The 22,494-nt window shown below is 71.8% G+C and carries 3 protein-coding genes; all 3 read left to right on the top strand.

The features are described from left to right. Positions 1 to 224: 224 nt before the first annotated feature. Genes AB0G35_RS30935 through AB0G35_RS30925 form a run of 3 tightly spaced genes read left to right on the top strand, consistent with a single transcriptional unit; the run spans position 225 to position 22,461 of the window. Positions 225 to 506 (top strand): acyl carrier protein, encoded by a 282-nt coding sequence (locus tag AB0G35_RS30935; protein ID WP_360956308.1) that lies wholly within the window; start codon positions 225 to 227, stop codon positions 504 to 506. Beyond that, a complete protein-coding gene (asnB, locus tag AB0G35_RS30930; protein ID WP_360956306.1) occupies positions 494 to 2,485 on the top strand; it encodes an asparagine synthase (glutamine-hydrolyzing) in 1,992 nt (663 codons plus the stop codon). Before AB0G35_RS30935 ends, asnB begins: the two co-directional genes overlap by 13 nt. Continuing rightward, positions 2,482 to 22,461, top strand: a complete 19,980-nt coding sequence (locus tag AB0G35_RS30925) for an SDR family NAD(P)-dependent oxidoreductase (RefSeq protein WP_360956304.1) — start codon at positions 2,482 to 2,484, stop codon at positions 22,459 to 22,461. The genes asnB and AB0G35_RS30925 overlap by 4 nt, the downstream gene beginning before the upstream one ends. Positions 22,462 to 22,494 lie beyond the last annotated feature (33 nt).

The following is a 22,494-nucleotide window of genomic DNA, read 5'->3' as shown; positions in this document are numbered from 1 at the left end:
GCGCCGGCCGCCCGCCGTCCGCTGCCTCCGCCGGACCGGCTGCGCTCACCCGGTCCGGACCACCGCGCGGTGAACGTCCTCGCCGACGGCCATGGGGGCGCTGGGCAGCCGCCGTGCGTGCCGTGCCGTCGATCGCCCCGCCGGCCCGGCACGGCACCCGTGCGCCACCGCCTGGACGGCGTCTCCGTCTCGACACCCCTCCCCGCGATGCCAAGGAATGAGCTGTGACCAGAACGGACAAGATCATCCGGTTCATCGAAACGAAGTTCTTGATCGAGTTCGGTGCCGAAGTGACGCCGCAGAGCGATCTCTTCAAGGACGGAATCATAGATTCCTTTGGCTACATCCAACTCATGACGTTCCTGGAGAAGGAATTCTCACTGGAGATCAAGAGTGATGAATTCCTGCTCGACGTTCCGGCCACATTGGAGGCGATCGACAGGTTCGTGGCCGACCGGACGGACGGGAACGGCGGGCAGCAGGGAGGTGTCACATGTGCGGGATAGCGGGCTTCCTCTCCTCTTCACTCGACACCGACACCCGACCCGGTGTCGTCTCCGCCATGCTCTCGCAGATCCGTCACCGGGGACCGGACGAAGCGGGGTACTACCTCGACGACGGCATCGCGATGGGGACCGTGAGGCTGGCGATCGTCGATCTCACGACAGGCGCCCAGCCCATGTCGGACGCTACGGAGCGGTACTGGATCTGCTTCAACGGCGAGTTGTACAACCACATCGAGCTGCGCGAGGAACTGCGGGGGCTCGGCCGGCAGTTCCGGACCCGTTCGGACACCGAGGTCGTCCTCCAGGCGTGGATCCAGTGGGGGCCTGCCTGCCTGCCCCGTTTCAACGGAGCCTTCGCCTTCGCAGTCCGCGACGCGGTCGCGGACGAACTCTTCCTCGCCCGCGACCGGTACGGCAAACGGCCGCTCTTCCACACGGACCGCCCCGGCGGGTTCCTCTTCGCCTCGGAGATGAAGGCGTTCCGCGCCTACCCCGGCTTCCGGTTCGCACTCGACCCGCACGAGCTGAAATCCATCTTCGGCATCTGGACGCCGCTGCCGGACCGGTCCCCGTTCAAGGACGTCAGACAGCTCCCGCCCGGCAGTCTCCTCTCGATCCGCACCGGAAGCCGCACTCTGCACACCTACGAGGAACTCTCCGTCGACGCCGCCCCGTTCACCGGTACGGCGGCCCAGGCCACCGCTTTCGTGCGCGACACGCTGCGCAGCAGCGTCGAGGTGCGGCTGCGCAGCGACGTCGAGGTCGGGGTCTATCTGAGCGGTGGCCTCGACTCGTCCATCGTGGCCGGACTCGCGAGCGATCTCTCCTCCCATGAGGTACGCACCTTCTCCGTCGAGTTCGAGGACCGGTCCTTCGACGAATCCAGCAGTCAGCAGGTCGTGGCGCAGCACTTCGGCACGCGCCATTCCGCCATCACGATCTCCACGGCCGACATCGCGGAGCATTTCCCGGCGGCGGTTCAGCACGCCGAAACCCCCGTCTTTCGCACCGCATTCGTTCCGATGTACCTGCTGTCGCGCCATGTGCGTGACGCCGGAATCAAGACGATTCTGAGCGGAGAGGGCGCCGACGAAGCCTTCCTCGGCTACTCGCTCTTCCGCGAGACGATGCTGCGCGCTTCGTGGCATGACCTGTCCGACGAGGAACGGCAGCGAAGGATCGCCGTTCTGCACCCGGAGCTCGCCCACTTCGGGCCCGAGCACCGGGCCCATGTGACGGGGCTGCTCGGCCGCTTCACCGAGGAGCAGCTGCCGGGGCTGTTCTCCCACGAACTGCGCTACCAGAACGGCCGGTTCGTCCAACGCCTGCTCAAGGACCGTGCCGAGCCGTTCGCGGACCTGCTGGCGCTGACCGGGGAGACGCCTGGCTATGCCGCGTTGTCCCCGACGCAGAAGGCCCAGTGGATCGAGTTCAAGACCCTGCTTGCCGGCTATCTGCTGTCCAGTCAGGGGGAGCGCATGGGGCTCGCCCACGGTGTCGAGAACCGGTGCCCGTTCCTGGACCCGGCCGTGGTGCGGGCGGCTGCCTCGGTCAACCTGCGCTTCGACGACGGGTGGGAGGAGAAGGCCATCCTCAAAGAGGCGTTCCGGGACCTCCTTCCGGAGGAACCCCTCACCCGGCGCAAGCAGCCCTACCGCGCGCCGGGCAGCGCTGCCTTCCAGGAGCACCGGCCCGACTACCTGGACCTGGTGCTCTCCGAACGGGAGCTGGAGAAGATCGACGGAATCGATCCGGTCTTCGCGAAACGCCTGGTCGACAAGGTCATGTCCACCCCCGCGGCCGAGATCAGCACGAAGGAGGACCACGCGTTCATCCATCTGCTCTCGACCGCCGTGCTCAACCAACAGTTCGTGATGAACCGGGATGACACCATGCGAACCCCGTCGGACGCCGAGATGAACCTGACGACGGTGGTCGACCGTCGGCAGACCGGGCTGCTCGTCGGAGGGCAGCGATGAACGCGGACGGGCGGCCGCAGGCCGCGGACGGTATCGCGATCATCGGGCTCGCACTCCGGATGCCCGGCTCGGACACACTGCCGGAGTTCTTCCGGCACCTGGTCGAGGGACGCTCCCTGATCTCCGAAGTGGCGCCCGAACGGTGGTCGAAGGAGCGCTGGTTCGGCAGCCCGCGGCGCGGCGCCGAGAAGACGAACAGCGTATGGGGCGGCTTTATCGAGCAGGCCGACTGCTTCGACGCGCCCTTCTTCCACATCTCTCCGCGCGAGGCGGAGAGCATGGACCCCCAGCAGCGCTTCGCCCTGGAACTCGCCTGGCACGCGATCGAGGATGCGGGCTATCGTGCGGGCGACCTGGCGGGGACGAAAACCGGCGTCTTCATGGGCGTGTGCCACGCGGACTACGCGGAGCTGATGGAGCGGGACGGGGCGAAGACCGACGCCTACTTCCCGACCGGCACCGCATACTCCATCATTTCCAACCGGGTCTCCTACTTCCTCGACTTCCAGGGCCCCAGCATCACCAATGACACCGCGTGTTCCAGTTCGCTGGTCTCCGTCTACGAAGCGGTCACCGCCCTGCGGAACGGCGAATGCGAACGTGCCCTTGCCGGTGGGGTGAACCTGTGCTGGTCGCCCAAGCATTTCGTCGCCTTCAGCCAGGCGAGCATGCTCTCGCCCACAGGCCGCTGCCGGGCCTTCGACCAGGGCGCCGACGGATACGTCCGCGGTGAGGGCGGCGCGGTGCTGCTGCTGAAACCCCTGGCGCAGGCCGTCGCCGACGGCGATCCCGTCCACGGGGTGATCCGAGGCGCCGCCACCAACCACGGCGGCCGGACCAGTTCGCTCACCGTGACCAATCCGACCGCGCAGGCGGACCTCATCGAGGGGCTCTACACCCGTGCGGGCATCCGCCCGGAGACCGTGTCCTACATCGAGGCCCACGGCCCCGGCACACCCGTCGGAGACCCCATCGAGGTCCTCGCGCTCAAGCGCGCCTTCCGCAACCTCCACCGGGCGCAGGGCACGGAACCTGAGCCCGGCACCACCGGCATCGGCTCGGTCAAGACCAACATCGGGCACCTCGAAGGCGCGGCGGGAGTCGCCGGCATGATCAAGGTGATCGCCGCCCTCGCCGGCCGGGTCCTCCCCGCGACCGTCGGCCACGTCGAGCAGAACAGGCTCATCGACCTGACCGGCAGCCCCTTCCGCATCGTGAGCGAGACCCAGCCGTGGCCCGAGCCGCCCGCAGGACCGGACGGCGCCCCCGCACCACGCCGGGCCGGAGTCAGCTCCTTCGGGTTCGGCGGGACCAACGCCCACGTCGTCATCGAGGAGTACCTCCGCGACGACCGGCCGGACACCAGGACCGAGGCCACCGGCCCCTATGCCGTGCCGCTCTCGGCCCGTACCCCGGAGCGTCTGCGGGAGGTGGCGCGACAACTCCACGCGTTCCTGGCCGAGACGGAAGACGGCGACTGCGACACCGCGTCGCTCCCGGGACCGCAGCGCCTCGCCGACATCGCGCACACCCTCCAGATCGGCCGCGAGCCGATGGCCGCACGGGTCGCCTTCGTGGTGGCGGATCAGCCGCAACTCCTGGCGCTGCTGGCCGCGTTCGCGGACGGGACGCTCCCCGACACCGCCGTGCACGGCCGGACCAGGCAGCCGGACGGGGAGGGACCCGCCGGGCTGCGGGAGACCGTGACGCGGTGGGCCGAGGGCGAGGAGGTGGACTGGTCCGCGCTTCCGCGGCCCGCCGGGCTGCCAGAGGCACGTCGCGTGCACCTGCCCACGTATCCCTTCGCGCGGGAACGCCACTGGTTCCGTACGCGTCCGGCGGACGAGAAGGCCACGCCGGCGCCGGCGAACGGCGCGCTCCATCCGCTCGTGCACCGCAACACCTCCTGCCTCGACGAGCAGCGCTACACCTCGGTCTTCACGGGCGATGAACCGTTCCTCGACGCCCACCGGGTCCACGGTGCGCGGGTCCTGCCGGCCGCCGCCCAGCTGGAGATGGTCCGGGCGGCGGTGTCGTACGCCACCGGCCGCGGCGGCTTTGCCCGGACGGCGGTCCGGCTGGACGACACGGCCTGGCTGCGCCCGCTGGTGGTGGACGGGCAGCCGGTCGAGGTCCATGTGGTGATCACTCCCCAGGACGACGGCACCCTGGCGTACGAGATCCGCACACCGGCCGCCGCCGGGGACGAGCCGGCCGTCGTCCACAGCCGGGGCACGGCCTCGGCCGGTGCGCCCGAGGAGCAGCAGGAGCAGGACGAGGCGGGGACGCTCGACCTCGGCGGGTTGCGTGCTTCCTGTGCCACGCCCCACGACCCCGACGCGGCGTACCAGGCATTCCACGAGGCGGGCCTGGAGTACGGGCCGGCCATGCGCGGGCTCACCGAAATCCGCCTCGGCGCAGGGGAGTTGCTCGCACGTATCGAGCGGCCCGCCGCGGACACTGCGGACGCCGCCCTGGCGCTGCCGCCGAGTGTGCTGGACGCGGCGCTCCAGGCGTCGCTGGTCCTCCAGACCGCCTCGGCTCCCGACACGGGCCAGGGCCTGATGCTGCCCCTCGCCCTCGACCGGTTAGACGTCCTCGGCCCGTGTGAGGACGTGATCTGGGCCTGGGTCCGCCGCCACGACAGCAGCAAGGGGCTCGCCACTTTCGACATCGACCTGTGCGACGACACCGGAACCGTCCGGGCCCGGCTGCGCGGGCTGGCCCAGCGGACCGTCGCCGAACCGGCGGGCGCCGCCGGGCGGCGGGTGGTGGCTGCCACCACCCGCTGGGTGGCCGCGCCGCCCGGGGACGCGGCCGGCCCCGTCACCCTGCACGGCTTCCTCACCGGAAGGCCGGACACCTTCGCCTCCGCGGTCTCCGACGCGACCGGCTGCCCGTTCACCGTCCTTCCCGACATCACTCCCGACGACGTGGCGGCCGGCGTCGGCGTCGTGCTGGACCTGGTCCTCGGGCGGGTACAGGAACTCCTCCGGTCGAAGCCGAGGGGAGCGCATCGGTTCCTCGTACTCGTCGACGACCGGGTGCCCCGCTTCTTCCACGCACCGCTCGTCGGCCTCTTCAAGACGCTGAACCTGGAGAATCCGTCCGTCTCCGGGCGGGTCGTACGCGTCGCCGGGCTCGCGGCCGCACCGTCCGGACGGATCGCGGAACTCGTGCGCCGGGAAGCCGCCGATCCGACCGTCACCGACGCCGAGGTCCGCCACACTGCCGACGGCACCCGCCACGCCCGGCGGCCCGTCGGCACCGAGCTGAGCGCCGGGCCACAGGTCCCGCCGCTCAAGGCGGGCGGCGTCTACTGGCTGACCGGCGGCCTCGGCGGCCTCGGCCGGAACGTCGCGCGCTACTTCGCGCGGCACGCCGATGTCACCGTCGTCCTCAGCGGCCGGACCGCGGCCGGGAGCAGCACCGACGAGGCGCTGGCCGCGTTGCGCACGGCCGGGGTCGATGCGCACTACCTCACCGCGGACGTCGGCAGTGCGCAGGACGTGCAGCGTGCCGTGCACACCATCGTGAGCGAGCACGGATCCCTGGACGGCATCGTCCACGCGGCCGGGACGTTGCGCGACGGCTACCTCCTCACCAAGGAGCCGCAGGACGTGGCGGAGGTGCTCCAACCGAAGGTGAGCGGCGTCCTCCACCTCGATGCGGCCACCCGCGGCCTCGCCCTCGACTTCTTCGTGGTCTTCTCCTCCGTCGCCGGGGTGTACGGCAACGCGGGGCAGGGCGACTACGCGGCCGCCAACGCCTTGCTGGACGCCTTCGCCCACCACCGGCAGGCGCTCGTCGACGCCGGCGAGCGGACCGGCCGCACCGTGGCGGTCAGCTGGCCGCTGTGGGCGGAGGGCGGCATGACGGTCGACCACGTGACCCTCGCGGCGATGCGTCGACAGCGCGGCTGGGAGCCCCTGCCGACGGAGGACGGCCTGCGGGTCCTCGGGTGTGCCCTGCACGACACGCCGGAACACATCGTCGTCGCCCACGGCGCCGCGGCCTTGCTCGTATCCGAGCGGCGGGACCCGCCCGCCCCCCGTCCGGCCGGCCCCGCCGTGCCTGCGCCGTCCGCCCGGACCACGGGCGCCCTCGCCGAGGACGACCTCGTCGCGCGCACGACGGACCTGGTCAAGCAGGTACTGGGCGAGGTGCTGCACCACGACCCGGCGATGCTGGAGCCGACCGTCGGCCTGGTGGAGTACGGGATCGAGTCGATGGGTGTCCTGGAAGCCACCGAGCGGCTCGGAGAGGTCTTCGGGCCGCTGCCCAAGACACTCTTCTTCGAGTACACGGACATCGAAGGTGTCGTCGGCTACCTGGTCGAAGAGCACCGGACGACGCTGGAGTCCCACTTCGGCGCCGAACCGGAGCCGACGGTGGTGGCGGAGCCGGCAACCCCGGACCCGGCCGCGGACGACCGGCCCGGTGCCGCGGTGCCGGCGCTGGTACGGGACGCCGTCCCCGCGAACTCCCGCACCACCGCCGCCGATGAGTACCACGACATCGCGATCGTCGGCATCTCCGGCAGGTATCCCGGCGCCGACACGCTCGACGAACTGTGGACGGTCCTCGAAGAAGGGCGCCATCTCTTCGAGGAGGTGCCGCGCGACCGGTGGGACCACGACGCGCTCTACAGCCCCGAGCGCAGCGTCCTCGGCAAGAGCGCCATCCGGACCGGAACGTTCCTGCGGGAGATCGACACCTTCGATCCCCGGTACTTCCGCATCTCCAAGCGCGACGCGGAACGGATGTCGCCGGAGGTCCGCCTCTTCCTCCAGGTCGGTGTGGAGGCGCTGGAGGACGCGGGCTATTCCCGCGAGACGATCCAACGCCGGTACCAGGGCGATGTCGGCGTGCTCGTCGGCACCATGAGCAACCACTACGGGCTCTACGGCTTCCAGAACAGCCTGACCCGCGGGGCCCCGGCCACCGGCAGCTACCTGGCGGCGATCCCCAACATGCTGTCGTACTTCTACGGGTTCACCGGGCCGTCGGTCTTCCTCGACACGATGTGTTCGGGATCGTCGACGTGCGTCCACCAGGCCGTGCAGATGCTGCGGGCGGGTGAGTGCAAGATGGCCGTCGCCGGAGGCGTGAACCTCCTGCTGCATCCCTACAACCTCATCACCTCCTCACACGAGCACTTCACCACCGCCTCCTCCGAGGTCATCCGCAGTTTCGGGCTCGGCGCGGACGGCACGATCCTCGGCGAGGGGGTCGGCGCCGTGGTGCTCAAGCCGCTCGTCGAAGCCGAACGCGACGGCGACCGCATCCACGCCGTGATCAAGGGCACCGCGCTCTCCAACGCCGGGGTGCGCAACGGGTTCACCGTCCCGAACCCGCGCATGCAGGCTCGCGCCGTCGAGAAGGCCCTCGACGACGCGGGCATCGACCCGCGCACGATCAGCTATGTGGAGGGCCACGGCTCCGGCACCTCGCTCGGCGACCCGATCGAGGTCAGGGCGCTCACCACGGCCTTCGGCAAGTACACACGGGACACCCAGTTCTGCGCGCTCGGATCGGTCAAGTCCAACATGGGACACCTGCTGCACGCGGCCGGAATGATCGGGTTCGCGAAGGTGATCCTCCAACTCCAAAAGCGCACCCTGGTCCCCTCGTTGCACAGCGGGGAACTCAATCCGGACATCGCCTTCGAGAACACGCCCTTCCGGGTGCAGCGCGAACTCGCCGAGTGGAAGCCGGCGGTCACCGTGGACAACGGGTCCACGACCACCCATCCCCGGCGCGCCGGTATCACCTCCATCGGCGCGGGCGGCATGAACTCGCACATCATCATCGAGGAGTACGCCGACCGGACCGGCCCTCGTACCGGCGGGCCGGAAGGGGCGGAGCTGTTCGTGTTCTCCGCGATGACCGACGCCACGCTGGAAACCTCGATCGCCCGATTCCGTGACTACCTGGCGGCGGCGGACGAGGCGGACCTGCCGTCGATCGCCCACACACTTCGGGTCGGCAAGAACGAGTTGCCGCGCCGCTGGGCCTTCCTCGCGAAGGACCTCACCGGTGCCGTCGAGGCCGTTGACCGCTACCTCGCCGGCGACCGTGACCAGGCCGCCGCCCTCGCGGACACCGACCCGGGCACCGCGACCGCACGTGACCTGGCCGTCGCCTGGACCGGAGGCAGCAGCGTCGACTGGGCTCCGCTCACCGGCGCTCACCCACCGCGGCGGATCTCCCTGCCCGCCTATCCCTTCGAGCGGATACGGTGCTGGACGGAACCCGAGCCCGGGGCGCCCACCGTCACCGCGCCGCTGGCACTGCGCGAGAAACAGCACCCGCTGCTCGGCGCCAACCACTCCGACGTCGACGGACTGCGCTACGGCCTGGACGTGCACCTCGACGACCTCGCCGACTACGGCTGCCCCCAGGACAAGGTGCCGGGGATCGTCCCGACCTTCGCCATCGACCTGGCACTCGCGGTCGGCAAGGTCTCCGGCTTCGCCGACCTGCCGCGCGTGCGGGGCCTGCGCGTCCACGGCCCCGTCACCTGGGCCGGCACCGCCCGCCTGGTCACCACCTTCAGCACGGTGAGCCGCGACGCGGCCGTCGCCGTCGTGTTCCGCGAGGACGCGTCGGGGGCACGCACCCCCGTCGCCGAATTCGAGGTGCACCCGGACGCCCGGCCGGCCGCGCCGGAGGCCCTGCCGGTCGGCAAGGACGGCACGGAAGGGCTGCGGCGCGACGCCACGCGCGTCCTGGAGCGGGAGGACGCGCTGGCCGAACTGGCCGAAGGAGGCATCACCCCGGAACCGCTGCTGTGCGGTGTGCGGGGCGCCTACTGGCTGCCGGGCGGAAGGCTCGTGCTCCCGGTAGCCGTCCCGGAACGTCGCCACGACCACACGATGCGGAACGTCCGCATCGCCCCGCACGTCCTCGCGGCCGTCGCCCACGGCGTCCACCTCGTCGCGAAGCAGGCCGGCGAGCCTGCCTGGATGCGTCAGATCCCCTACCGGATCGACGACATACGCCTCTTCGACGACACGCGCGCCGCCGACGACGTGGCGTACGTGGTTCTCGACCTGCCCCCACAGGCCGACACCCCCGGTGGCCGGGTCCGTCTGGCGGACCGCGACGGCCGGCTCCTGGCCGAACTCGTGGAGGTGCGGTGGGGCGACGGTGCTGCGGAACCCGAGGAGACGGACGGGGAACGGAGCAGAACTCCCGTGCAGCGCCCTGACCCGCAGACGGCGCCTTCGCCCACTCCCTCCTCGCGGCGCGACGGCGATCACGCGGCCCTCGTCGCCTTCGCGGTCGATGAACTGCGGTGCCTGGCGTCGGACATCCTCAAATTCGACGCCGACGAGCTGGATACCGACACCGGGTTCGACGCCTTCGGCTTTGATTCCATCTCACTCGTCACGTTCAGCAGGCTGGTGAAGGAGTCGTTCGAGATCGACCTGACCCCCGCGGCCTTCTTCGACGTGAACACTCTCGGCGCCCTGGGCCGGCATCTCGTCGCCGAGTTCGAGGACCAGGTCCGTACCGCACGGACACGGTCAGCGCCGGCAGTGCCCCAGGACGGCCGGGCCCAGCCCGCCGACACGGCGCGGGAGAGCCGCGCCCCGGAACCCGGCCGTCCCGCCCCCGCGAGGGGCGACGGGCCGACCCCCATCGCCGTCATCGGCGCCGCGGGGCGCTTCCCCCGGTCACCCGACCTCGACACCTACTGGTCCCGCCTCGCCGAAGGCAGGGACTGCGTCTCAAAGTTCCCCGTCCACCGCTACGACGCGGCCTACGCACGCCGCGTCGAGGAGGCCGAGTTCCCGCCCCACGCCGGTGTGGTCGAAGACGTCGACGCCTTCGACGCGGCCTTCTTCCAGATCTACCCGCGCGAGGCCGAACTGATGGACCCCCAGCACCGCCTCGCCCTGGAGACGGTCTGGAGCGCGATCGAGGACAGCGGGTACCCGCGCGGTGGCCTGCCGAGGAACACCGGGCTCTTCTTCGGCGTCTCGGGCACCGATTACGCGACACTGCTCACGACGTACGGCGTCGAGCCGGACGCGTTCACCTCCACGGGCAACGCCCATTCCATGCTGGTCAACCGGATCTCCTACCTCCTCGACATCCGGGGCCCGAGCCAGCCCGTCGACACGGCCTGTTCCAGCTCACTCGTCGCCGTGCACCGGGCGATGGAAGCCATCCGCTCCGGCGCGTGCGACCTCGCGATCGCCGGCGGGGTCAACCTCCTGCTCGGCGTGGACACCTTCGTCAGCGCCCACCGCGCCGGAATGCTGAGCCCGACCGGACGGTGCCGGACCTTCGCCCGCGATGCGGACGGCTATGTGCGGGGTGAGGGCGTCGGCGCCCTCGTCCTGAAGCCGCTCGACGCCGCCGAACGGGACGGCGACGTGATCCTCGGCGTGCTCGTGGGAAGCGCGGAGAACCACGGCGGGCGCGCCAACTCCCTGACGGCACCGAACGTGGATGCCCAGGCCGACCTGATCAGCACGGCGATGAACGGCATCCAGCCGGACACCATCGATTACATCGAGACCCACGGCACCGGAACCGTGCTCGGCGACCCCGTCGAGGTCCGCGCGTTGCGCACCGCCTTCCGGCGGCTGGGCGCCACCACCCGTGCGGACATCGGGCTCGGTTCGGTGAAGACGAACATCGGCCATCTGGAGGCGGCGGCCGGCATCGCCGGACTGCTCAAGGTGCTGCTCGCCATGAAGCACGGGCTCATCCCGGCGTCGCTGCACTCCGCCGAACTCAACCCCTACCTCGAACTCGACGACGGGCCGTTCCGCATCGTGCGGGAGAACGAGCCGTGGCGGCGGCGGTCCGGTCCCGGAGGCGTCCCCGCCCCACGACGGGCGGGGGTCAGCAGCTTCGGGTTCGGCGGTGTGAACTGCCATGTGGTCGTCGAGGAGTACGTAGGCGGCGACACCGTCACCGACACCCACGAAACACCCGTCGTCGTCCCGTTGTCGGCGCGCACTCCCGAACAGCTGCGCCAGGTCGCGCGCAATCTGCTCACGCACCTGCAACAGGCGGCCGAGCCGCCCTCCCTGCGCTCGCTCGCCTGGACCCTGCAGACCGGGCGTGAGGCGATGTGGGAACGCGTCGGATGGGTGGTCGGCTCCCACGGTCAACTCGCCGCCAGACTCCGGGACTTCACCGAGAACGGCGAACGCCTCGGGGACGGAGTCCGGGGCAGCGTCACCCGGCAGGCCACTGATCCCGGGCCCGACGCGCCGGACGGCGGCCTCGCAGGTCTGCTCGCCCGCTGGGCCGCGGGCGCCGTCGTCGACTGGCGTGCCCTGTACGGGAATCCGGCGCCCCGCCGTGTCCAACTCCCGGCCTATCCGTTCGCCCGCGAGCGGTACTGGATACCCGGCGCCGCGCCGGAACAGCCGGCGGAATCGCCGGAACCGCACACGCCCGCCACCGGGACCGCGCTCCTCGTGTCCCGCTGGACCCCGAAGCCCGCGCCGGCGGACGACTGCGGGGAGCACGGCCCGCCGGCCCGCCGAGTCGTGATCCTCTGCGGAGCGCTCGCCGCCGCGCGGGACAGCGTCGAGCGACGGATCGCGGGCGTACGGTGCCGCACCGTCGAGACCGGCAAGCAGCGCCTCGACAGCCGCTTCGAGGACGTTTCACGGCAGGTCTTCGAGATCGTCCGCGACCTGGTCGCCGACGCGTCGGCCGGCAGGACCCTCGTGCAGGTCGTGGCGCCCGCGGGTGGTGACGACATCGTCCACCTGGCGCTCGACGGTCTGCTGCGTACCGCCACCGCCGAAGACTCCTCGCTCACCGCACAGCTCGTCTGCGTGGACTTCCCCGGCCCCGACGCCCCCGACGGCGGGACCGTCGCCGCCCTCGTGGCGGAGAACGCCCGCGCTGCCGACGACGCCCTGGTGCTCCAGCGTGACGGCGTCCGCTCCGTCCCCGCCTGGACGCGAGCCGCGCCGTCATCGACGGGCGACGCGATGGCGCCGTGGCGCGACGGCGGCGTCTATCTGATCACCGGCGGCGCGGGCGGCATCGGTGCCGTGATCGCCCGTGCCATCGCCCGCGACGTCGCTCGTCCGACGCTCGTCCTGGCCGGCCGCTCACCGCGCGACGCGCGGATCGACGCACTCCTCGACGAACTGCGTGCAGCCGGAGCCACCGCCCGCTACGCGCCGGCGGACGTCTCACGCGGTGAGGAGGTGCGCCACCTCGTCAGGGACATCCGGGAGCGGCACACGAACCTGCACGGCATCATCCACGCCGCGGGAGTGGTCCATGACGCCGCGCTGGTACGCAAGACGGCACAGGAGTGGACCGAGGTCCTCGGGCCGAAGGCCGACGGCGTCGTCCACCTCGACCGCGCCGTGGGCGACGCCCCGCTCGAATTCCTCCTGCTCTGCTCCTCCGGCTCCGCCATCACCGGCAATCCCGGGCAGGCGGACTACGCCACGGCCAACGCCTTCCTGGACGCCTTCGCCGTGCTGCGCAACGCACGCGTCGCGGCGGGGGAGCGCTCCGGACGCACCCTGTCGCTCGCCTGGCCGCTGTGGCGTGAGGGTGGGATGACCGTCGACGACTCCGTACGCGCCCGTCTCTGGCAGAGCCGGGGCCTGGCCCCCATGGATTCCTCGGACGGTCTCGACGCGCTGGCCCGTGCCTGGCGACTGGCCGAGGAGGGACGGGTATGGGTCCACCACGGAGATCTGACCCGGATCCCGACGGCTTCGGACGGACGCGTCGCGGCATCTCCTGCCCCGGCCGAGGCCGCCGCGCCCGCACCCCTGGAACCGGCGGTCCCCGGCCCGAGGGAACCGGCGGCCCCGGGCCGCGCCGCCCGCGAGACGCTGCGCCGTCTCACCGCTCTCTTCACCCGGGTCACCAAGCTCCCGCCCGGCGCCGTCGACCCCGACGCCCCGCTCCACGCCATGGGGCTGGACTCGATCTTGGTCGTGCAGCTCAACAAGGAGCTGTCCCTCACGTACGGCGAGATCTCCAAGACCCTCTTCTACCAGTTCCCGACCCTGCGGGCGATCGCCGGACACCTCGCCTCGGAGCACCAGCCGCCCATGTCGGAGCACGTGCCGCAGGATGCCGTCTCCGGGGCCGGTGAGCCCACCGGGCGGACCCCCGCCCCCGCACCACCGCCGCCGGCCGGAGCCCTGCCCGTTCCGGCCACACCCCCCGGGCAGCGGGAACCCATCGCCGTCATCGGCATCAGCGGACGGTACCCGGGTGCCGCGGACCTCACCGAGTTCTGGGACAACCTCAAGAACGGACGGGACCGGATCGGTGACATTCCGCCCGACCGCTGGAGGTTGGAGGGTTTCTACGAGCCCGCGCGCACCACCGCGCTCGCGACCGGCCGCAGTTACAGCAAGTGGGGCGGCTTCCTGGACGACTTCGCCGCCTTCGACCCGCTCTTCTTCCAGATCGCCCCCCGCGACGCCTACGCGATGGACCCGCAGGAACGGCTGTTCCTCCAGGCATCCTGGGAAGTCCTGGAAGACGCGGGCTACACCCGAGAGGAACTCGGCAGCCGCCACGGCCACCGGGTCGGGGTCTTCGCCGGCGTCACCAAATCCGGCCACGCCCGGTACGGTGCGCACCGTCTGCCGTCCGGGGAGACGGTCGTCCCGGCCCTGTCCTTCGCGTCGCTGAGCGCCCGTACCTCCTACATCCTCGACCTGCGCGGCCCGAGCCTGACCATCGACACGATGTGCTCGGCGTCCCTCACCGCGATCCACGAGGCGTGCGAGCACCTGCACCAGGGTTCCTGCGAGGCGGCCATCGCCGGCGGGGTCAACCTGTATGTGCATCCCCTCGACTACGTCGAGCTGTGCCGTTCCAACATGCTGTCGGCGGACCGCAGGCTGCGCAGCTTCGGCAGCGGCGGCGACGGCTTCGTTCCGGGCGAGGGGGTCGGTGCGGTGCTGCTCAAGCCCCTCTCGCGGGCCCTGGCCGACGGCGACCGGGTGCTGGCGGTGATCCGGGGCACCAGCGTCAACCACGGTGGCCGTACCCACGGCTACACGGTGCCCAGCCCGAGCGCCCAGGCCGCGTTGATCCGTGACGCACTGGACCGCGCCGGCGTCTCGGCCCGCGACATCGGGTACGTCGAGGCACACGGCACCGGCACCGAACTCGGTGACCCGATCGAGGTGGCGGGCCTGACCCTCGCCTTCGCGCAGGACACGGACGACACGCAGTTCTGCGCGCTCGGCTCCGTCAAGTCGTCCATCGGGCACCTCGAAGCCGCTGCCGGGATCGCGGGCCTGACCAAGGCCGTCCTGCAACTGCGGCACCGACAGTTCGCTCCCAGCCTGCACGCCGAGGAGCTCAACCCGAACCTCGACCTGGAGCGGACGCCCTTCTTCGTCCAGCGCGAGCTCGCCGACTGGCGGAGCGACCGCCCGCGCCTGGCCTCGGTCTCGTCGTTCGGCGCCGGTGGCTCGAACGCCCACGTCATCCTGGAGGAACGGGTGCCCGAGCCCGCATCCGGAACGGCGCCGGCCGGGCCCACGGCCGAGCACCTCGTCGTCCTGTCCGCCCGGACGCCGGAACAGCTGCGGGACCACGTCGCCCGCCTCGCGGACCACCTCGACGGTGCCGGTGAGGGGGTCGGTCTCGCCGACCTCGCGTTCACCCTCCAGGTCGGGCGCGAGGCGATGGCGGAGCGCCTCGCCGTGGTCGTGGGCTCGGTGCCCGAACTGCGCGAGGTGCTGCGTGCATACCTGGACCGGGGCCCCGGTGCCCCCGGGGTGCACCGGGGCACCGTCGGACCGACCCGCGGCGCCGTCGCCGAACTGGCCGGGGACGAGGACCTGAGGGAGCTCCTGGTGACCCGCTGGGCCAAGGCGGGCAAGCTCGCGAAACTCGCCGCCCTGTGGACCGAGGGCGTGGCGCCGGACTGGTACGCCCTGCACGGTTCTGCCGCCCGCCGCCGGATCCCGCTGCCCACCTATCCGTTCGCCCGCGACCGGTACTGGATCGGCGATCTCGATGCCGTCGGCGCCCCAGGCGCTCCCGGTGCTCCTGGCGCTCGCGGCGCGGAGGACACGGCCCGGCCCGTGACCCCGGAGTCCGCCCCACGTGAGGCGAGTTCAGAGGCCGGTGCGGCCAGGGCCGTGCTGCCCCGGGTTCCGCTCGACGCACACGTCCGCCGTGTCGTACACGAGAAACTGGCCGATGCGCTGGCCATGGACGAACCGGAGATCGACGGCACGCGGGCCTTCGCCGAGTACGGACTCGACTCCATCCTCGGCGTCCGCTTCGTGCACGAACTCAACGCGACGCTCTCCCTCGACCTGACGACCAGCGTCATCTACGACCACAGCTCGGCCGATCGCCTCATCGCCCATCTGCTCGACGCTCACCGCGATGCCATCGCGCCCCCCGCGCTCGTCCCCACGGCCGATCACGTGCCCGCCGTCGCGGCTGCGGCGGTCGAGGCGCCCGCCGTCTCCGCCGCGGCCGTCAGCGTGACCGCCGCGCCCTCGCTCACCGCTGCCGGGGCCCGCCCGGCGGCGAACGGGCCGCAGCCGATCGCCGTCGTCGGGATGAGTGGCCGGTTCGCCGGGTCCGACTCGCTCGACGAGCTGTGGGAACACCTCGCGGCGGGCCATGACCTGGTCGGCGAGGCGACCCGCTGGCCCGTCCCGCCCGTGGACGCCGCCGGAAACCCCCGCTGCACGCGCGGCGGGTTCCTGGACCGCATCGACGAGTTCGACCCGCTGTTCTTCAACATCTCCGGCGTCGAGGCCGCCGTCATGGACCCCCAGCAGCGGCTGCTCCTCGAAGAGTCGTGGAAGGCCCTCGAAGACGCCGGCTACGCCGGGAGCGCGATGAACGGGCGCGACTGCGGGGTCTACGTGGGATGCTGGGACGGCGACTACCAGGTCCTGATCGACGACGACGCCCCGGCCCAGGCGTTCTGGGGGAACCTGGCGTCCGTCACACCCGGCCGGATCGCGTACTTCCTCAACCTCAACGGCCCGGCCCTCGCGATCGACACCTCCTGCTCCAGCTCCCTCGTCGCCCTCGACCTGGCCTGCAAAGACCTCTGGTCGGGCGAGACGGACATGGCACTCGCCGGCGGCGTCTACCTCCAGACCACCCCGCGCCTGTACGACCTCGCAGGCCGCGCCAACATGCTCTCGCCGACCGGGAGTTGCCGTGCCTTCGACCACCGTGCCGACGGCTTCGTACCGGGCGAGGGGGTCGGCGTGCTGGTCCTGAAACGGCTGGCGGACGCGCTCGCGGACGGCGACCACGTCCACGGCGTGATCCGGGCGTGCGGCACCAACCACGACGGCGCCACCAACGGCCTCACCGCTCCCAGCTCGGTCTCCCAGGAGCGGCTGCTGAGCGAGGTCTACGACCGGTTCGGCGTCGACGTCGAGACGATCCAGGTCGTCGAGGCGCACGGCACCGGCACGAAGCTCGGCGACCCCATCGAGTTCCAGGCGCTGACCCGCGCCTTCCGGAAGGGCACCGACAAAACCGGTTACTGCGCCCTCGGTTCGGTCAAGACGAACCTCGGCCACACCCAGCACGCGGCCGGCGTCGCCGGCATCTTCAAGATCCTCCTCGGGATGCGGCACCGGCAGATCCCCGCCTCGCTCCACTTCGAGCAGCGCAACGAAGCCGTCCCGCTCGACGGCAGCCCGTTCTACCTGAGCACCCGCACCCACCCGTGGCCGGCGCCCGCGGACGCTCCGCGACGCGGCGTCGTCAGCTCCTTCGGAGCGAGCGGGACGAACGCGCACCTTGTGCTCGACGAGCCGCCGACCGTGACCGCCACGCGTACCCCCTTCCCGGCCCACCTCGTCGTGCTGTCGGCGCGTTCGCGCGACCAACTCGCCCAGCAGCTGTCCCGCCTGGCAGCGCACTGCCGCCGGGACAGCACGCTCGACCACGGCGACATCGCCTGGACCCTCGCCGTCGGCCGCGCGCACCTCGCCCACCGCTACGCCTGCGTCGTGCACGGCCTCGACGACCTGATCCAGGCCCTGGAGCAGGGCCTCGACGGACCGCGCGCCCACACGGGCGAGGCCACGGCGTCCGGGGTGCCCGTCGTCGACGGCACGGACCTCACCGACCTCGCCGAACGGTTCGTGCGGGGCGCGGAGGTCGACTTCGCGCGGCTCTTCCCCAGGGAAAGCCACGGCCGGCGGCGGGTCCCCCTGCCCACCTACCCGTTCGCCCGGGAAAGCCACTGGGCGACGCCGACGCCGCCCCTCCCGCCGGCGGAGTCCACTGCGGCGGCCCCTGTCACCCCCGCCCACCCCGTCCTGACCGAAACGGCTCCGCTCCCCGGTGAGCCCCGCGCCCTGTGCGGCGCCGCGAAGCTGACCGGCGAGGAGAGCTTCCTCCGTGACCACCTGGTGCGCGGGCGGCGCGTCCTGCCCGGCGTCATGCATCTGGAGCTCGCCCGTGAGGTCGCCGTCCAGGCCCTCGGGGCGGACCCCGCGGCCCCGTTCCGGATGCGGAACGTCACCTGGGTACGCCCCCTGGTCGTCGACGGCGCGCCCCGTGACGTGGAGGTCGTGGTGCGCGCGTCCGGGGACGGCGTCGCCTTCACCATCGGGTCCCCGTCGGACGACGCGGGTTCCTACTGCGAGGGCCACGTCCTGCGGACCACCTCCCCTCGGCCGGCCCCCGCTGACCTGGCTGCCCTGCGCGGCGCCTGCCCGACCCGCGTGACGGGCGACCGGATCGCCGAGACGCTCGTTGCGCGGGGCATCACCCACGGCCCGACGCTCCGCGCGATCGACGAGGCGTTCGTCGGTGACGGCACGGTCGTCGCCCGCCTCTGCGCGCCGCCCGGCGAGCCGCGCCCGTACCTCCTGTCGCCCGCCCTGCTGGACTCGGCGATCCAGGCATCCACCGCGCTGAACCTCAACGGCGTCGACGCGTCGCCCCCCGCACTCATGGTGCCGTTCGCGCTGGAGGGACTGGAGGTCTTCGGCCCGTGCGTGCCGCAGATGTGGGCCGTGGTGCGGGTCGCGGACGGCCAGGACCCGGCGGGCGCCCTCAGCCGGCTCGACATCGACCTCGTCGACGAGGCGGGAAGCGTCACGGTCCGGATGACCGGCTACACCTCGCGTGCCGTTCCCGAGTCCGCTGCTCCCTCGCTGTTCGCTCCGGTGTGGGAGCCGGCGCGGGCCGAGGCGTCCGAAACGGCTCCCGGACCCCTCCAGGGCCGGGTGCTCGTGGTCGGCGCGTCCGACGGGGAGTTCGCCGAGCTCGCCCGGCACTGTGCCCACGCGTCGGCCTGGCGGCTGCCGCCGACCGCCACGGTCGAGGAGAACGCCACCGCACTGCGGTCCGCCGGGCCGCTCGACCACCTGCTGTGGATCGCCCCGGACACCGCACCGCACCCGACCGACACCGACGGCTTCGCCGTCGCGCGGGAGCAGGGCGTGATCGCGGCGTTCCGCCTGGTCAAGGCGCTGTTGCTGACCGGTCACGACGCCCGGTCCCTCGGCCTCACGCTGGTCACCCGCGGCGCCCTCGCCACCCACCCCGGCGAGGTGACGCGGCCCGCCCACGCGGGCCTGCACGGCCTGTTCGGGGCGATCGAGCGTGAGTACGGCCATTGGACGGTCCGCCGCGTCGACTTCGACAACGCGGCAGGGCCGGCGGCCTTCGCCGACATCCCGGCGCACACCCCCGGCGGCACCTGGGCGCGTCGCTCGGGCCAATGGCTGCGCCGGCAACTCGTACCGACCGCCACCGGGCACCCGGCGGCGGCCCCGTACCGGGAGAGCGGCGTATACGTCGTCATCGGCGGCGCGGGCGGCCTCGGCGAGGCATGGACCCGGCACGTCGTGGAGACCTACGGCGCCCGTGTGGTGTGGATCGGCCGCCGGCCGCAGGACGCCGCCATCGAAGCGCGCCTGAACGGCATACGGGGGCGCGGGGAGGTCCGCTACCTCGCGGCCGACGCCACCGACCCCGAGGCACTGCGGAGGGCCTACGAGGAGATCAAGGCCCGGTACGGGCGGATCCACGGCGTCATCCACGCGGCGCTCGTGCTGCGCGACCGGGGCCTCGCCAGCATGGAGGAGGCCGACTTCCGCGCCAGCCTGGCGGCGAAGGCCGACACCAGCGTGGCCATGGCCCAGGTCTTCGCCCAGGAACAGCTCGACTTCGTCCTCTTCTTCTCCTCCCTCCAGTCGTTCACCACGGCGGCCGGGCAGAGCAACTACGCGGCCGGCTGCGCCTTCGCCGACGCCTACGCACACCTGCTGGCCGGTTACCTCAACTGCCCCGTGAAGGTCATGAATTGGGGCTGGTGGGGCTCGGTCGGCAGCGTCGCCTCCGCCTTCCACCGGCAGAGCATGGCACGGTGGGGGCTGCTGTCGATCGAGCCGCCGGAGGGCATGGCCGCGCTCGACCACCTGCTCGCAGGCCCGCAGCCGCAGGTGAGTTTCGTCAAGCTGACCGACCCGGAAGCCATCGAACCGATCGACACCACGCTCCGGATGACCGTGTACGAGCGTTCCGCCGTGCGCATCGCGCCCGAGACGGTCATCCGCCCGGCAGACCTGTCCGACGGAGACGACCGGTTCCTGCGCACCGTGGCCGACTGGCGCCGCACCGAACGCGATCCGCTGCTCGCCCAGCTGATCCGCAGCCATCTGGAGGCGCTCGGCGTCGTCCGGGCCGGTGAGACCGCCCCGACCGACCTGGCGGTACTGCGCGCCCGCGGCGGCATCGACCAGCGGTACACGGCGTGGCTCGCACACGCCCTGCGGATCATGCCGGACCACGCGCCGCCCCTCGACGTCCTCGAACGGAAATGGACCGAGCAGTGTGCGCAGTGGTCCGCCGACCCCGACAAGGCGGCTGAACTCGCCCTCGTCGATGCCACGTTGAAGGCGCTGCCCGACATCCTCACCGGCCGCACACCGGCGACGGACGTCATGTTCCCGCGCGGCTCCGTCGCACTCGTCGAGGGCTGCTACCGCAACAACCGGGTGGCCGACACCTTCAACCGCACCATGGCCGCCGCCGCCTCCGGCATCGTCGCGGAGCTGCTGCGCCAGGACCCGGGCACCCGGATCCGGGTCCTGGAGATCGGAGCCGGCACCGGAGGCACCAGCGTCGGCATGTTCGCCGCGCTGCGTCCGTACCGGGACAGCATCGAGACGTACACGTACACCGATCTGTCGAAGGCATTCCTGAACCATGCCAAGGCCCGGTTCGGACCGGACGCTCCCTATCTCGACTGCCGGCGTTTCGACGTCGAGCAGCCGCTCGCGCCACAGGGCATCCAGGCGGGCAGCTACCACCTCGTGATCGCCGCCAACGTCCTGCACGCGACCCGCGATCTGCGGAACACGCTGCGCAACGCCAAGTCCGCGATGCGTGACAAGGGCTGGCTGCTGCTGAACGAGTTGACCGCCTTCGACGTGTTCAGCCACCTCACGTTCGGCCTGCTCGACGGCTGGTGGCTTTCCGAGGACGTGTCACTGCGCGTCCCCGGCTCACCCGCGCTGGCGCCGGATGCCTGGCGCGAGGTACTGCGAGGCGAAGGGTTCCCCTCGGTGGTCTCCCTCCTGCCACGCGCCCGTGACCTGGGCCAGCAGATCATCGCCGCTGAGGGCGACGGCATCGCATGCCAGCGGGTCACCGCCCCTGCACGCTCGGCTGCCGCACCACCGCAGCGGACGGCGGGTGTTCCCGCGGGACCCGCAGAGGTGACCAAGCCGTCGGCTCCCCCCGTCATGCCGCCGGCCCCGGCCGAGACCCCGGCCCCGGCCAAGACCCCGGCCGAGACCCCGGCCCCGGCCAAGACCCCGGCCGAGACCCCGGCCGTGGTGCTGGCCGCCTATCTCACGGACAAGACGGCGGAAACGCTGAAGGTTCCCGCGGAGAAGATCGACCCCGGAACATCCTTCCTCGCCTACGGGATGGACTCGATCCTCGTCCTGCAGTTCACCAACGCGCTCCGACAGGACCTGGGCGAGCTGTCGTCCACCCTGCTCTTCGAGGAGGATTCGGTCGAGAAACTCGGCGCCCACCTCCTGGCGAACCGCTCCGCGGAGGTGGCCGCACTGGTCGAGACACTGCGGCCGGAGCCCGTGACGGGCGAGAGGCCCGCCGGCGGCGCCGGAGGCAGGCCGATGAGCGGTGCGCCGGCGCCGGCCGCGTCCATCGGCTCACTGTTCAACGCGGCCGCGCAGTCGGGGAACCCGGCCCAGGGCACCGCACTGCTGACGGCCGCCGCCCGGTTGCGGCCCGCCTTCCCTTCCGGGGCGGCCGCCACCGAGCCGGAAAACCTTCAACTGGCCCAGGGCGCGCACGAGATCGAGCTGGTCTGCCTGCCGTCCCTCATCGCCCCGACCGGCGTCCACCAGTACCTCCGGTTCGCCATCGCACTGCGTGGCCTGCGCTCCGTCTGGGTGACCGGTATGGCCGGCTACGGGGCAGGCGAGCCGCTGCCGCAGACCCTGCAGGCGGCGGCGGACATCCAGGCCGACGCTCTGCGACGACGCTTTGCCGGCAAGCGGTTCGCGTTGGTGGGGTACTCGTCGGGCGGCTGGCCGGCGCACGAGATCGTACGGCGGCTGGAAGCCGACGGTGCCCCGCCGGCCGCGCTGGTGCTGCTCGACTCACCCGCGCAGGCCAGGGCGGACATGGCCGACGACATGACCACGATCACCCGCTGGCTGACCGCACGGTTCCCGCAGCTGCCCCTCGAAGACGAACAGCTCACCGCGATGGCCCGGTACGCGGAGCTGTTCGACGGCTGGGAGCCTCTGCCGGTGGCCACCCCCACCCTGTTCGTGGGCGCGGCCTCGGCCGAACGTCTCTCCGAGGTGATCGGCGACGGCGCCCGGCCGCTGTGGCGACCCGAATGGCGGCTGGAGCACACCAGGCTGGAGGTACCCGGAAACCACTTCACCATGTTGGAGGAGCACGCCGAGCCCACCGCGCTCGCCGTCCACCGGTGGCTGACCCAGCGGTTCGGCTGAGACGAGGGGCAGGGTCTGCGCTCCCGCCACGTC

Origin of the sequence: Streptomyces sp. NPDC021749 (assembly GCF_040640655.1) — a bacterium.
Lineage (GTDB): Bacteria > Actinomycetota > Actinomycetes > Streptomycetales > Streptomycetaceae > Streptomyces.
Note: the sequence above shows the minus strand (reverse complement) of the source record. Positions and strands in the feature narration are given on the sequence as shown.